The following is a 13,990-nucleotide window of genomic DNA, read 5'->3' on the forward strand; positions in this document are numbered from 1 at the left end:
ACGGCGTGCCTCAGGCGGTCAGGGCCTTGAGGACGGTGTCGGCGACGGCGGCCATGCCGGTGTCGTTGAAGTGCAGGTGGTCGCCGGGGTCGTAGGCGGGCAGGATGCAGCCCTGATCGTCGGGGTCGCGGACGGCGGCGTCGGCGTCGGCGACCGCGTCGAAGGCGCCGCCGGTGCGGATGAAGCCGTTCACCTGCTGCCGTACCGCCTCGCGGGCGTCGGTGTAGGCGGCGAAGCCGCGGAACGGGGTGAGGGTGACACCGATGACCCGGATGCCCCGGGCGTGGGCGCGGGCGACGAGCGTGCGGTAGGCGTCGGCGTAGGCGGTGACGTCGTCGGCCGCGGGGGTGCCCTTGATGTCGTTGATGCCCTCCAGGACCACCAGGACCCGTACGCCCGCGCGGTCCAGGGCGTCGGGGTCGAGCCGGGTGAGGGCGCGCGGCCCGACGCCGTCGTGCAGCAGCCGGTTCCCGGAGATGCCGGCGTTGAGGACGCCGTACCGGCCGGCCCGCAGCGTGGCGGCGAGCCGGTCGGGCCAGCGGTGGTTGGTGTCGGGGGTGGAACCGGTCCCGTCGGTGAGGGAGTCGCCGAACGCGGCGACGCTGCCGACGCAGTCGCCGAGGACGTCGACGCCGGTGACGTAGTACCAGCGGGTGACGGTGTCCGTGTAGCCGGTGCCGTCCTCGTCGGCGGCGCGGCCCACGCCGTCGGCGGCCAGGTAGCTGGTCTGGAGGGCGGTCTGGTGCGTGGTCGCGGGGCCGCTGTCGCCGGGGGTGTACACGGTGACGAGGAGGTCGGCGGCGGCCGGGACGCGCAGCGGCACCGGGTCGGTGACCGTGTCCTGGCCCGGCGCCACGGTGACGGCCGGGGCGCCCTGGAAGGTGGCGGTGCGCAGCGTGCCGGGCAGGGCGTCCGCGCCGGCCGCCGCGCGCAGCGCGACGGTGACCGCGCCGAGGCTCAGGGGCGCGGTGCCGAACCGGTTGCTGAGCCGTACGCGCACCGCGTCGCCGCCGCAGCTGAGGTGGACGACGTTGCGGATGGCGGCGCCGGGCCGGGCCGCGGCGGTCCCGGACGGGGCGGTCTCCCAGCTGCCGGTCCACAGGGGCAGCGCCGCCGGCTGCGGGTGGGCGAGGGCCGGCGCCGCCAGGCCGGGCAGCACGGCCAGCAGCAGCACCGCGAGGATCCGTCCGACCTTGGCCATGTCTGCGCCCGCCTTCCCCGTGGCCCGTCGGAGGCGACCGTCCCACACGCCCGGCCCGTACCCCCCGCAGCGTGCACGGTGATCCACCCGCTCGGCGTAACGGGGCGTGGCATCGGAACACGAGGGCGTCGGCGGCGCTAGCCGTGCAGCGCGCCCTCCAGGGTCAGCAGCAGGACCTTGCGGTCGAGGCCGCCCGCGTATCCGGTCAGCGAGCCGTCCGCGCCGATCACCCGGTGGCAGGGGCGCACGATCAGCAGGGGGTTGGCGCCGATCGCCCCGCCGACGGCGCGCACGGCCGCGCGGGAGGCGCCGATGCGCGTGGCGATCTCGCCGTAGGTGACCGTGCTGCCGTACGGCACCTCGTCCAGCGCGGCCCACACCCGCTGCCGGAACACGGTGCCGTGCGCGGCCAACGGGAGCCGGAACACGGTGAGTTCACCGGCGAAGTAGGCGCCGAGCTGGTCCGCGGCGGCGCGGAACGGCCCCGGGTCGCACCGCCACCCCTCCTCGACGCTCCGCCCGCCCTTCTGCCCGGGCACGGACAGCGAGGTCAGCGCCCCGTCCGCGGCGGCGGTGAGCAGCAGCGTGCCGACCGGGGAGTCGAGGCGCGTCCAGTACGTGTCGGCCATCAGTCCGACTCCCCTGCCACACACAGGTGTTGGACGGCGTACGACCGCCAGGGCCGCCAGGCGTCGGGGACCTCGGTGCCGGGCGGGGCGACGTCCGGATCGCCGAGGGCGCGGACGCGGACGGCGGCGACGGCGGCCGGGTCCATGCCGGGCAGGGCGAGCAGGGCGGCCGCGGCGTCGTCCCGGTCGGCGCCCGCGTCCAGCCGCAGGGTGCCGTCGGCGAGGGCCGCGGCGAGCGCGCGCAGCGGGCCGTCGGGCACGGCCTCGGCGAGCACGGCGGGCTCCGGGAAGAGATGGGTCAGACTGCCGCAGGGCGCGTCGAGCGCCTTGCCGTAGCGCCGCACCAGCGGCTCGGCGCCCGCCCTGCCCACCAGTGCGCGCACGGCGGGCTCCAGCGGGTCGACGGCGCCGGGCGAGCGCAGTCCGGGCCGGGCGGCGACGAGCGGGGCGAGCCGCGGGTCGGCGCCGAGCCGTTCGTCGACGGCGTACGGGTCGGCGTCGAGGTCGAACAGCCGCCGCAGCCGCTGCACCGCGGTCGTCAGGTCCCGGGGGTCGGTCAGGTGCAGCCGCGCGTCGAGCCAGCCGCCCGGCCGGGTGCCGGTGCCGGTGCGCGCCGCCCGGGCGCGCTCCTCGACGGCTGCGATCCCGGTGCCGTACGGCAGCCGCAGGGTGCGCCGGTAGGTACGGCCGCCCGGCGGGCCGCAGACCTCCTCGACCCCGGCGACCGCCTCGGCCGCCAGCTGGTCGAAGACCGCGGCGGCCTGGTACAGGCCCCGGTGGGCGAGCCGCAGCGGTATGCCGGCGCCGGGCGCGGCGCAGCGGCCGTCCCGGGCGCGGGGGGCGGCGGCGCGCACCTCGGTCGGTGTCGAGGCGTACACCTCCCGGACGGTGTCGTTGAACTGCCGCACGCTGGCGAACCCGGCGGCGAAGGCGATCTCGGTGACGGGCAGTCCGGTGGTCTGGAGCAGCACCCGCGCGGTGTGCGCCCGCTGGGCCCGGGCGAGCGCCACCGGTCCGGCGCCGAGCTCGGCGGTGAGCTGGCGCTGCACCTGCCGGGCGCTGTAGCCGAGCCGGGTGGCGAGCCCGGAGACGCCCTCGCGGTCCACGACGCCGTCGGAGATCAGCCGCATGGCCCGGCCGACCACGTCCGCCCGTACGTTCCACTCCGCCGACCCCGGCACCGCGTCCGGCCGGCACCGCCGGCAGGCCCGGAACCCGGATCCCTGCGCGGCGGCGGCCGTGGCGAAGAAGCGCACGTTGTGCCGCTTGGGCGTCACCGCCGGGCAGCTGGGCCGGCAGTAGATCCCGGTGGTCTCGACGGCGAAGAAGAACGCCCCGTCGAACCGCCCGTCCCGGCTGCGCACCGCCTCGTACCTGCTGTCCTCGTCCATCACGCCTTCCAGTGTGGGGCGGGGGGAGGAACGCGGCTAGCGGAAATCGGACGCGACGCTGCGGGCGTGCCTACTGATAGCGCGCCCGCTTGAGCTCCCTCGCCGCCCTGCCCTCGGTCTCCTTCCTGCGCCAGTGCCGCCCGCGCTCCGCACGCACGCGTGCGTCGGTCTTGGCGACGATCCACTGGTTCTCGCGCATCAGCTTGCGGTAGCTCTCCAGCCGCCGAGCGGGCAGCTCCCCGCCGTCCACGGCGGAGCGGACCGCGCAGCCCGGCTCGGCCTCGTGCGCGCAGTCGTGGAAGCGGCACCGCCCGGCCAGGTCCTCGATCTCGGAGAACACCTGCCCGACCCCGCTCGCGGCGTCGAACAGGCCGACCCCGCGCAGCCCGGGGGTGTCGATCAGGACCCCGCCCGAGGGCAGGACGAGCAGATTGCGGGTGGTGGTGGTGTGCCGCCCCTTGCCGTCGACGTCCCGCGCGGCCCGTACGTCCATGACGTCCTCGCCGAGGAGGGCGTTGGCCAGCGTGGACTTGCCCGCGCCGGACTGGCCGAGCAGCACGGACGTACCGGAGCCGACGCGCGCGAGGAGCGCGTCGAGTCCGTCGCCGTGCAGGGCGCTGACGCCGAGCACGGGTACGCCGGGCGCGCTGGTTTCGACGTCGTGCACGAGGTGGGCGAGGGTGACCGGGTCCGGCACGAGGTCGGCCTTGCCGAGGACGACGACGGGCTGGGCGCCGGACTCCCAGGCGAGGGCGAGGAAGCGCTCGACGCGGCCCAGGTCGAGTTCGGCGGCGAGGGACACGACGAGGACGGCGTGGTCGACGTTGGCGGCGAGGACCTGCCCCTCGGACCGCTTGGAGGAGGTGGAGCGGACGAAGGCGGTGCGGCGGGGCAGATACGCCCGGACGTACCGCGGATCACCGTCGGGGTCGACGGCGACCCAGTCCCCCGTGCACACGACCTTCATCGGGTCACGGGGAACGACGAACTCGGTGTCGGCGCGGACGGTTCCGTCGGCGGTGACGACATCGCACTGGCCGCGGTCGACCCGTACGACCCGGCCGGGCAGCAGCCCTGCGGCGGCGTAGGAGTCGAACGCGCCGGCCCAGGCCTCGTCCCAGCCGAGGGGTGCCAGCGCGGAGAACACAGGGGAGGTGGAAGTCAAGGGAGACCCTTCACAAGGGTGGCCCCGGCACCGCGCTCACTGGCGCGGGAGAAGAGTGAGGTCAGCCGGAGACCACAGAGGTGGAATGGATGAACTTCCGGATGCGGGCAGCGCCCGTCACAGAGAGAGCCATCGGTTACACCTCCCGTCCTCCACACGACTGACCGCGGCAGCCGACGGCCACCGCGAGGAGCGAGCCCCACCCTAGAGGGGCTGGCTCTGCGGCACCACAGAATTTCCCACGTCGTTCCTCGCGGAAGACGGCCAGGCCGCCTCCGGTACACGACGGAGACATGTGTCAGAGTGGAGAGGCGAGACGGCGTCGTCAGCGGGCGGAGGCGACAGGAGAGGGCGGCCTGTCATGTCCATATATTCCGATCCCCACCATTCGGCCATGGTCCGCTCCGTCCCCGTCGACCGGCGGAGCGAGGAGTACGCGGACCTCTTTGAGCAGGCCCCTGTGGTCTTCGCTGCGCTCAGTGGCCCGAGACACCTGCTGGAAGTGGCGAACTCGGCATTCTTCGAGGCCGTGGGGTGCGATCGCGTGCGCGTCGGTGAGCCGGTCGGAGAGGTGATTCCGGAATTGGTTACGCAGGGCGTCCTCGACCGGCTCGACGAGGTCTACCGCACCGGCGTCGCATACCGGGCCCGGGACGGGCGGCTGATGCTGGGAGAGCCGGGCAGGCAGCGGGAGGGGTTCTTCGACTTCACCTACGAGCCCCGTTGGGACGAGGCCGGCCGGATCGACGGGGTCGTGGTGATAGCGGTCGAGACCACCGCGTACCACGACGCGCATCTCCTGGCCTCGCAGCAGCGCGTGCTGCTGGAGCAGATCGCACGCGACGCCCCTCTCGCCGAGATCCTCGACGGCATGGCCACGGCGATCGAGGAGCGCTCCCCGGACATGATCGTCTCGGTACTGCTCGTCGATCCCGACGGGCAGCGCCTGCGGCACGGCACCGCACCGCGCCTGCCCGACTTCTACAACGAGGCAATCGACGGGACAGTCATCGGCGAGGGTGTCGGCTCGTGCGGCACCGCCGCCTTCCGGCACGAACCGGTGATCGTCACGGACATCGCCGCCGACCCCCTGTGGAAGGACTTCCGCGACCTGGCGCTGCGAGCGGGGGTCGCCGCGTGCTGGTCCACACCGATCCAGGACGCGGACGGCCGGCTGCTGGGCACCTTCGCGATGTACCACCGCACCCCCAAGGCTCCCGCAGACAGGGATGTGACGCTCAGCGTCGCGTTCGCGCGCATAGCCGCGCTGGCCATCGAACGCCACCGTGCGGTGGAGGCGAGGCATGCCGCCCAGGAGCGTGAGAAGGCAGTCCGTGAGGATCTGGCCTTCCTGCTGGAAGCGAGCACCGCCATCACGGGCGAGACGCACTATTCGGACAGCCTGCAGCGCATGGCCAGGCTGACCGTTCCGGCCCTGGCACCGTTGTGTGCCGTGCATGTGGTCGAACGCGGCCGGACCCACCGCATCGCCGTCGCCGCCTCGACCCGGGAGGGGGAAGAGCTCCTCAGCTCCCCCGCGCTGTGCGACGACGTGGACGCCGCCGTCGCCCGCGTGCTGTCCTCCGGCGCCATCGAGACGGCCCGCATGGGCAGCCCCGTCGCGCAGCCCGGCGTCACGGGATACGTGTGCGTGCCACTGGCCACCCGGGGCCGTACCTTCGGCACGCTGACTCTCCTCGCCACCGCCCTGCCCCTGGACGGCCACACGATCGCCCTGGCCCAGGAGCTCGCCCGCCGGGCCGCTTCGAGTGCCGACAACGCCCACCAGTTCACCGACCGCGTCCGGCTGGCCCACGATCTGCAGGCAGGCCTGCTGCCTCCCGAGTTGCCCAGGATTCCCGGCGTAACCCTGGCCGCCTCCTACCATCCGGCCGGTGAAGGACTCGTCGTCGGCGGCGACTTCTACGACGTCTTCCCGCTGTCCGGCGACCGCTGGGCGTTCATGATCGGCGATGTGTCGGGGCGCGGCGCGCTGGCGGCCACCACCACCGGATTGGTCCGCCACACCGCACGCGCCGCCGCCCGCCTCCTGAACGACCCGGCGGCGGTGGTCGCCGCCATCAACGACGCGTTGACGGCAGGCTCCGCCGACGAGGACCAGTTCGTTTCACTCGTTTACGGCGAGCTGCGGCGTTCCGCGTCTCACCTCGCGCTCAACCTGATTCGAGCAGGCCACGTACCGCCGCTCGTGCGCCGAGCCGACGGCACGGTCGAGGAACTCACGCAACCAGGCCTGCTGCTGGGCATCCGTCCCGACCCCGGCTTCTGCCCGTGCGAGATCGACCTGCGCCCCGGCGACAGCCTGGTCCTGGTCACCGACGGCATCACCGAGGCCCGCTCCGCCGACGGCGAATTCTTCGGCGAGGACCGCTTGGCCGACGCGCTCGTCGCCGACCGGACCACGACGCCCACCGCCGCCGTCCTCATCGAGTCCATCACCGCCGCAGTCACCACGTTTGCAGGCGATGCCACCCTCGATGACCGGGCCACGCTGGTCGTGACAGCCACCTGATGGTCACGAAGGCGCAGCAGCCATTGCCGGGCTCACAGCGCACAGGAGGCAAGAAGGTCGGCCGGAGACCACGGAGGTGGAGTGGATGAACTTCCGGACGCGGGCAGCGCCCATCACACAGACAGCCATCGATCACACCTCCCGTTCCTCACTCGGCCGAAAGCGGCGGCCAACAGCCATGCACGAAGCGATCCCAGCCCGGATGCGCGCATTCGGGCGCCAGCGACTTTCTGACAGGGTCACAGGCCGTGCTGGTCGAGGAGCCGCATCAGGTTCCGCTTGCGTTTCTGCCCGGCACGCAGCGCGGCGAGGTACGCGGTGAACTCGTCTTCGGTGCCCAGGCGGTGGTGGCAGTCGCGCATGCTCAGCAGCAGACCTGCCAGCTGGTCGTAGACGGTGTTGCCTGTCTGTTTCATGAGCGGTTCTGCCAGCCGCAGGTAGACACCGAGCGCGTCGGCCGGACGGGCGATGCGGGCCCGGTCGGCGAGGGCGAGCCACTGCCGGTCGTGCGCACGCGTTTCGGCCGCTGCCCCCCCCCAGGCAGCGTCGACGTCCCCGTCGTCCAGCAGGGCATCGACCAGGACCGGGCCGCCGTGCCAGGACCGCTGTCGCTGCCCGGCGTCGGTGCGCAGCAGCACAAGCGCCGGCTCCCGCTCGACCTGCCAGCAGCCGGCCGCCCGTGCCACCGTACGCAACTGCTGGTACGCGACCAGGGAACGGCGGGCGGCGAACTGGGTGCGGCGCAGAGCCACGGCATCGATGAGCCGGTCGCCGCGGGCGTAGCGGTCGCAGAGGTAGTCGATCAGGTGCTTGCAGAAGGTGCCCTCCACGCCGTACGGGCAGTCGCACTCCCCGGCAAGGCCGTCCGGGCCGTCGAGGGTCAGCTCCGCCTGGTAGGCGTCCGTCCCGTGAACGATGCCCGTGATCCAGCCGTCACCGACCTCCACCGCGGTCACCGCGGCCAGGTATTTCTGGCCCCGCTCGAAGGAGCGTGGCCCGGCCAGCGCCCGCAGGTCGTCTTCGTCGAAGTCCAAGTCCCGTGCCACACAGGCATTCAACCGGAGGAACGGAGCGACGGCCTCTGCAGTACCCGTATCACTGTGTTGGTGGGCGTGCACGCCCACATCTGCATGCCAGACAGCCGCGGTTCACGACCGCAACGAGGTCCAGCCACCGACAGGCCAGCCCTCGGACTCACGCATTGAACCCTGCCGACGTCGGACAGGAAGCGGAACGCGGTCGCCCTCTGGGGCGCACCTGACGCTGTTGGCCCAAGTGGCGAGCGGGGGATGCGGGATCAGCGCTTTGAGGGGTCTGCGGGGAACGACGAACTCGGTGTCGGCGCGGACGGTTCCGTCGGCGGTGACGACATCGCACTGGCCGCGGTCGACGCGTACGACCCGGCCGGGCAGCAGCCCTGAGGCGGCGTAGGAGTCGAACGCGCCGGCCCAGGCCTCGTCCCAGCCGAGGGGTGCCGGCGCGGAGAACACAGCGGAGGTGGAAGTCAAGGGAGACCCTTCACAAGGGTGGCCCCGGGCAGGCGCGCGGACGCGGTCGGATCAGCCGGTGGCCACGGAGGTGGACTTGAGGAGTTCCTGGACGGGGGCAGAGCCCGGCGCCGTGACAGCCATCGGTCGACACCTCCTCGTCTGTCTCGCACCGCTCGTGCGCACACCACCTCGGCGTGCGTGATCGATGTAGCCTCCGGGCCGAACCCGGCGTCAAAGCATTTGTTCAGCCGGCCGCGCAGGACGCCCCGTTGAGTGTGAAGCCGTACGGTGCCCGGTTCGCGTCCTGCCAGGTGGCGAGGAAGCCGAAGGACAGGGTGCCGTGCGCGGCGACGGTCCTGTTGTAGTCGGCGGCGGTGGCGGTGACGCGCGAGCCGTCCTGGTGGACGGTGGCGTCCCACATCTGTCCGACCCGCTGGCCGTCGTGGAAGCTCCAGGAGACCCGCCAGTCGGTGAGGGGCCGGTCGGTGGTGACGGTGACGGCGGCCTGGAAGCCTGCGGGCCACTGGTTGACGACGTCGTAGGCGACCCGGCAGGACACGTCCGCTGCCCCGGCGGCGCCGGACTGCTGCTCGGCCGTGGAGGTGCTGCCCTGCGGTTCGGGATCCGGCTGCGTACGGCCGGGGTTCGCCGCCGTACCGGTCGCGGACGGTGTCGCGGACGGGCTGCCTGCGGTGGACGACGGCGCGGCGGAGCGGCTCGCGGAGCGGGAGACGCTGGGGTCGGCGACCGGCTGACGGTCGTCGCGGCCGCCGGCGGCCGTGTCGTCGCCGGAGCCCGAGCCGCCGAACGGCATCATCGACACGCCGAGCGCGAGCGCCGACAGCAGGACGGCGGCGACGAGCAGCCCCCCGCGCAGCGCCCGGCTGCGGCCGCCGCCCTCCTCGGTGTCACCGGGGTCCGCCTCGGCACCGGGGCGGCCGGCGCCGAGGCGGACCTCGGCGGCGCGCCGGCGGCGCTCCAGGTAGGCGAGGCCGCCCCAGCCGACCACCCCGCCGGCCAGCGCGGCGGGCAGTCCGCCGCCGTGCAGCCGCAGGCAGGCCGCGGCCTCGGCGCAGCGCACGCAGGTGGCGAGGTGCCGGGAGAGGTCGCCGGGGGTGTCGGCGACCGGCGAGCGGGTGACCGCGTCGAGCAGCCGGGCGTACGAGCGGCACTGCGCGTCCAGCGGGGTGTCCAGGTGGGCCCGGTGGCAGCGGTCGCGGAACAGGGTGCGGACCTGGTCGAGTTCGTCGCCGACGGTGGCCGGGTCGAGGCCCAGCCGGCGGGCGACGACGGGCAGGGGCAGCGCCTCCACCTCGGCCAGCCAGAGCAGCGAGGCATCGGCCTCCTGCATGTCCCGCAGGCCCCGCAGCGCGATCGGCCTCTCCAGCGGCGGCCCCGAACAGCGGGCTGCCTGACCGGAGTTGAGCCACAGCCGCAGCTCGGGGTCGAGCTTGTGCCCGTCGCCGCCGGCCTCCCAGGCGGCGGCGGTGTCGCGTACGGCGGTGAGCAGGGCCGGGATCGTCGGCAGCCGGGCGCCGCGGCGGCCGGCGCCGCGCACATGGGTGCGCCCGGCCGCGCGGATCTCGCGCACGCCGAGCGCGAAGGCCTCGGTGGCCAGTTGATGAGCCGTCACGGACCCGGAGGTGCACAGGTCCGCGTAACTGAGCACCGCGTCCCAGCCCTCCGAGAACAGCGCGGCCTCGGTGGGGTCCTGGGGGGTCGGCAGGTCGGGCATGGGACTCCTGCATCCACGAGCGAGGTCAACTCTCCATAGGGGAAAGGGAGTTGCAGGGAACCTCGCGGCAGAGCACCGAGCCTTTCACGACCCCGACACAACTGACAAGCGGCCTGTTCACATCCGGTGACGCATGGTGGCGGGACGGATGCGCGTCGCGACGAACCCCGACTCCCGCCTCTGGTACGGACGCGGAGGCCGCATCACTCACCGCCCTGCGGGTCTCCTCACCGCCCCGCCGGTTCGCTCGCGGGCTCGTCGGCGGCGGGCAGGCTGTCCATGAAGGAGCTGACCGAGAAGACCGCGCGGCCGGGTCCGGGCGGGCCGTAGCCGGGCGGCGAGGACAGGCCGAAGTCGTCCATCGTCTGCCGGTAGGCCTGGAGCAGCCGGATGTGGTACTCCAGCGGCGCGCCCTGCGGGTTGGCCTTGCCGAGCGGGGTGGTGGGCTCCGGGCACCAGGTGGTGAAGCGGGGCGTGATGCCGTGCGACATGAAGAAGCGCAGCCCCTCGGTGGTCGACGCGATGGCCTCGTCCACGGTCGTGAAGCCGAACGGCTCGGCCATCTCCACGCCCGCCACGAAGTTGGGGATCACATTGCGCGCGCCGAACACCTCGGCGGAGTCCAGGATCCGCCGGTGCCACTCGTCGCGGCCGACGTAGCGCTCCTTGCCGGGGCAGTACAGCTCGAACAGCCTCCGGTCCCACACCTCGAAGTTGGGGTGGTAGATCTGCACGCCGTAGTCCTTGAACCGCTGCACGTCGTCGCGCGGCAGCGCCTGGGCGACGACCTTGCCGATCCAGCGGCCCGGGAAGCGCTCCTCGATGGCCTTGGCGTAGTGGCCGTAGAAGTCGGCCTCGTCGCGCCCGGAAACCGTTTTCGTAATGGCTCCGCCGGTGAGCGTGTACGCGGTGGACGCCTTCTGGGTGTCGTACCGGTCGATGATCTCCAGCGCCTCCAGGACCTCCTCCACGTCCTTGACGCCCGTGTACGGCCGCCCGGCCGCCTTTTGCTGGCGCCAGTTGTGGTTGATGTCGCAGTACTGGCACTCCTCCTTGGCGCCGAAGTACTGGCAGACCCGGAAGACGGTGAGGTAGATCAGGTAGCCCCACTGGATGGTCGGGGCGACCTCCATCACGGACTTCCCGTTGGACAGGGTGTGCCGGTAGTACTCCGGCATGGGCGGCACGCCGACGTCCGCGATCCGCCCGCCGTCGAGGTAGAGCCCGAGCAGTCCGTCCTCGTCGGCGGCGACCCGGTAGGGCGAGGCGGGGTTCACCCGTACGGAGACCACGGTGCGGCGCAGGTCGTACGGGCCGCCGGTGAGGATGATCTCCTCCGGGGGCCGGCGCAGCGCGGCCTCGCCCAGCTCGGGCAGGGTGCCGTGGTCGAAGGAGAAGATGAAGTACGACTTCGGCTTGACCTCGCCGCTCTCGTTGTCGCTGAGGGCGGACGGGTCGAAGGCGACGCCGCCGCGGAGCAGGTCCTCCTTGAAAACGGCTTCCCGCGGCACCTGCGGGAACCGCTCCATCAGATCCTCGACCAGCGCGGTACGACTGCCCATCCGTCTGTCTCCTCCCGGTTCAGGCGTACGTGTCACACCGTATGCCCCCGCCCGGGACTCAGCCGTGCCGGGTCCCCGCACGCCGTGCGATGTGTTCCGGTACGGCGATGCCGGGCGGCAGTGCCGGGTCGGGCTGCGGGGTGCCCCAGCGCGGGGTCAGCGGCAGGACCCCGGCCCACAGTCCGAGGGCCGCGTCGGGTCCGTCGCCGTCCTCCGGGGCGCCGGTGCGGATCTTGACAGAGGCCTCTTCCAGGGAGAGGGCGAGGAGGGTGGTCGCCGCGAGTTCCTTGCGGCTGGGCAGCCGGGCGTACGCCCACTGCCCCGGTGCGCAGTGCTCGGTGAGCAGGCGCAGGCCCTCCAGCTTCCGGTCGGGTTCGGTGACCTTGCGGGCGATGCCGTGGATCATGGCGCTGCGGTAGTTGACACCGTGCTCGAAGACGGACCGCGCGAGCACCAGTCCGTCGACGTGCGTGACCGTGACGCAGACCGGGGTGTCGCCGGCGAGGCTGCGGCCGGCCACCGACCCGTGGAGATACAGCCACCGCTCGTCCCGCCCGTACACGGTCGGCACGACGACCGGCCGTCCGTCCACCACCACGCCGAGGTGACAGACGAACCCGGCGTCGAGAACCGCCTCCAGCTCCGACCGCTCCAGCCTTCCCTGCTCGCGCAGCCGCCGGTGCCGGGTACGGTCGGTGACGGGCAGTCGGTCGGGCAGCGGTTCCTCATTCATGAACCGGAAAGTTACCGATACCGCACAGAAACAGCCAGCAATATTTCACATACATCGATCGTAACCGGATACGGCAACGAAATCCGCAGACATCCCCGATGGTGGACCCTGCCGGATCATGGCGGATGAGAGGCTCGGCGGACACGCACTCTCCGGGAGGGACGCAACGGTGACAGGGACGGCCGGGACCGCGGGCACGGTCACCAACTGGGCGCGCACCATCACGTACACCGCCCGGGAGTTCCACCGGCCCCGCACGCCCGACGCGCTCGCGGCGCTGGTGGCGAACAGCCCGCGGGTACGGGTACTGGGCAGCGGGCACTCCTTCAACCGCATCGCCGACCCGGGCCCGGACGGCGTACTGCTCTCCACGGCCGGCCTGCCTTCGGTGACCGACGTCGACACGGCGGCGCGCACGGTCCGCGTGTCCGGCGGCGTCCGCTACGCCGAACTCGCCCGCGCCGTCCACGCGCACGGCCTCGCCCTGCCCAACATGGCCTCCCTGCCGCACATCTCGGTGGCCGGCTCGGTGGCGACCGGCACCCACGGCTCCGGCGTCACCAACCGCCCGCTCGCCTCGGCGGTACGCGAGGTGGAGCTGGTCCGCGCCGACGGCGCGGCGGTGACGATCGGCCGGGACGACCCGCGCTTCGACGGCGCCGTGACCTCCCTGGGCGCGCTCGGCGTCGTCACCGCCCTCACCCTCGACCTGGAGCCGGCGTACGGGGTGGAGCAGCGGGTCTTCACCGAACTCCCGCTGGCGGGGCTGGACTTCGCGGCGGTGGCGGCCGCCGGATACAGCGTGAGCCTGTTCACCGACTGGCGTGAGCCCGGCTTCCGGCAGGTGTGGGTCAAGCGGCGCACCGACGAAGCGGCCGTGCCCTTCCCCTGGGCCTCACCCGCGACCACCGCGCTGCACCCGGTGCCGGGCATGCCCGCGACCCACTGCACGGGACAACTGGGCGTACCGGGGCCGTGGCACGAGCGACTGCCGCACTTCCGGGCGGAGTTCACGCCGAGCAACGGGGAGGAGATCCAGTCGGAGTACCTGCTGCCGCGGTCGAAGGCGATGGAGGCGTTGTATGCGATAGACGGTATCCGGTCGACAGTATCCGGTGTACTGCAGACCTGCGAGGTGCGGACGATCGCCGCCGACACACAGTGGCTGAGTCCGGCCCACGGGCGGGACTCGGTGGCGCTGCACTTCACGTGGGTGCCGGACGAGGCGGCCGTCCTGCCCGTGGTGCGCCGGCTGGAGGAGGCGCTGGAGCCGTTCGGCCCGCGGCCGCACTGGGGGAAGGTGTACGAGATGCCGTCGACGGTCGTCCGTGGACTGTATGCACGCCTCCCCGACTTCCGCGCCCTGGCCCGCTCCCTGGATCCGGCCGGGAAGTTCACCAACGCGTTCGTCCGGGAGCTGCTCGACGAGTGATGCGACGGGCGACTCCTCCACCCCTGCTTCGTCCACCCCGAACTTCGTGGACCGCGACTTCCTCCACCCCCTTTCCTAACCCCTTGTCGAAAGCGGCCGGCAGCCCATAGCCTGACGCC

Annotated in this window: 10 protein-coding genes and 1 pseudogene; 3 read left to right on the plus strand and 8 right to left on the minus strand. The window is 72.9% G+C overall.

From position 1 onward, the window contains the following. Positions 1-10 precede the first annotated feature (10 nt). The 4 genes from ACFC8N_RS04960 to rsgA all read right to left on the minus strand — a co-directional run bounded on the left by ACFC8N_RS04960 (position 11) and on the right by rsgA (position 4,386). Positions 11-1,201 (minus strand): GDSL-type esterase/lipase family protein, encoded by a 1,191-nt coding sequence (locus ACFC8N_RS04960; RefSeq protein ID WP_376286469.1) that lies wholly within the window; start codon positions 1,199-1,201, stop codon positions 11-13. Positions 1,202-1,338: 137 nt separating this feature from the next. Beyond that, positions 1,339-1,830, minus strand: coding sequence for a methylated-DNA--[protein]-cysteine S-methyltransferase (locus ACFC8N_RS04965; RefSeq protein WP_376286472.1), 492 nt, complete (start codon positions 1,828-1,830; stop codon positions 1,339-1,341). Further along, positions 1,830-3,221: an AlkA N-terminal domain-containing protein gene (locus ACFC8N_RS04970; protein ID WP_376287107.1), complete on the minus strand. Its 1,392-nt coding sequence runs from the start codon at positions 3,219-3,221 to the stop codon at positions 1,830-1,832. The genes ACFC8N_RS04965 and ACFC8N_RS04970 overlap by 1 nt, the downstream gene beginning before the upstream one ends. 70 nt (positions 3,222-3,291) lie before the next feature. Next, positions 3,292-4,386 carry a ribosome small subunit-dependent GTPase A gene (gene rsgA, locus ACFC8N_RS04975; protein ID WP_376286475.1) on the minus strand — a complete coding sequence of 365 codons (1,095 nt, stop codon included), beginning with the start codon at positions 4,384-4,386 and terminating at the stop codon, positions 3,292-3,294. A gap of 394 nt (positions 4,387-4,780) precedes the next feature. On the opposite strand from rsgA, the gene ACFC8N_RS04980 reads away from it, so the two are divergent. Then, on the plus strand, positions 4,781-6,919 hold the full coding sequence (locus ACFC8N_RS04980; RefSeq protein WP_376286478.1) for a SpoIIE family protein phosphatase: 2,139 nt from the start codon (positions 4,781-4,783) through the stop codon (positions 6,917-6,919). Positions 6,920-7,158: 239 nt separating this feature from the next. Here the strand turns inward: ACFC8N_RS04980 and ACFC8N_RS04985 are convergent. Further along, a pseudogene (locus ACFC8N_RS04985) lies at positions 7,159-7,725 on the minus strand (hypothetical protein); the annotation flags it as partial. A 483-nt stretch (positions 7,726-8,208) separates the two neighbouring features. Here ACFC8N_RS04985 and ACFC8N_RS04990 point away from each other — a divergent pair. Beyond that, entirely contained in the window at positions 8,209-8,340 is a 132-nt protein-coding gene (locus ACFC8N_RS04990) for a hypothetical protein (RefSeq protein WP_376286481.1), read from the plus strand. Between the two features lie 313 nt (positions 8,341-8,653). On the opposite strand, the gene ACFC8N_RS04995 is transcribed toward ACFC8N_RS04990, so the two are convergent. The 3 genes from ACFC8N_RS04995 to ACFC8N_RS05005 all read right to left on the minus strand — a co-directional run bounded on the left by ACFC8N_RS04995 (position 8,654) and on the right by ACFC8N_RS05005 (position 12,439). Beyond that, positions 8,654-10,144, minus strand: a complete 1,491-nt coding sequence (locus ACFC8N_RS04995; protein ID WP_376286484.1) for a cellulose binding domain-containing protein — start codon at positions 10,142-10,144, stop codon at positions 8,654-8,656. Positions 10,145-10,371: 227 nt separating this feature from the next. Beyond that, complete coding sequence (locus ACFC8N_RS05000) at positions 10,372-11,706, minus strand: radical SAM protein (RefSeq protein ID WP_376286487.1); 1,335 nt, start codon at positions 11,704-11,706, stop codon at positions 10,372-10,374. 58 nt (positions 11,707-11,764) lie between these two features. After that, complete coding sequence (locus ACFC8N_RS05005; protein WP_376286490.1) at positions 11,765-12,439, minus strand: pyridoxamine 5'-phosphate oxidase family protein; 675 nt, start codon at positions 12,437-12,439, stop codon at positions 11,765-11,767. A gap of 169 nt (positions 12,440-12,608) precedes the next feature. Here ACFC8N_RS05005 and ACFC8N_RS05010 point away from each other — a divergent pair, with 169 nt between their 5' ends. Next, the gene (locus ACFC8N_RS05010) at positions 12,609-13,871 is read left to right on the plus strand and encodes an FAD-binding protein (RefSeq protein WP_376286493.1); all 1,263 of its coding nucleotides are present in this window, start codon (positions 12,609-12,611) and stop codon (positions 13,869-13,871) included. Positions 13,872-13,990 lie beyond the last annotated feature (119 nt).

The organism is Streptomyces sp. NPDC055966, assembly GCF_042269865.1.
Taxonomy (GTDB): Bacteria; Actinomycetota; Actinomycetes; order Streptomycetales; family Streptomycetaceae; genus Streptomyces.

Bases quoted from the DNA above. Each gene is read 5' to 3' on its own strand.
- ACFC8N_RS04960 (WP_376286469.1), bottom strand. From the start codon at position 1,201: ATGGCCAAGGTCGGACGGATCCTCGCGGTGCTGCTGCTGGCCGTGCTG.
- ACFC8N_RS04965 (WP_376286472.1), bottom strand. From the start codon at position 1,830: ATGGCCGACACGTACTGGACGCGCCTCGACTCCCCGGTCGGCACGCTG.
- ACFC8N_RS04970 (WP_376287107.1), bottom strand. From the start codon at position 3,221: ATGGACGAGGACAGCAGGTACGAGGCGGTGCGCAGCCGGGACGGGCGG.
- ACFC8N_RS04980 (WP_376286478.1), top strand. From the start codon at position 4,781: ATGGTCCGCTCCGTCCCCGTCGACCGGCGGAGCGAGGAGTACGCGGAC.
- ACFC8N_RS04990 (WP_376286481.1), top strand. From the start codon at position 8,209: ATGCGGGATCAGCGCTTTGAGGGGTCTGCGGGGAACGACGAACTCGGT.
- ACFC8N_RS04995 (WP_376286484.1), bottom strand. From the start codon at position 10,144: ATGCCCGACCTGCCGACCCCCCAGGACCCCACCGAGGCCGCGCTGTTC.
- ACFC8N_RS05000 (WP_376286487.1), bottom strand. From the start codon at position 11,706: ATGGGCAGTCGTACCGCGCTGGTCGAGGATCTGATGGAGCGGTTCCCG.
- ACFC8N_RS05005 (WP_376286490.1), bottom strand. From the start codon at position 12,439: ATGAATGAGGAACCGCTGCCCGACCGACTGCCCGTCACCGACCGTACC.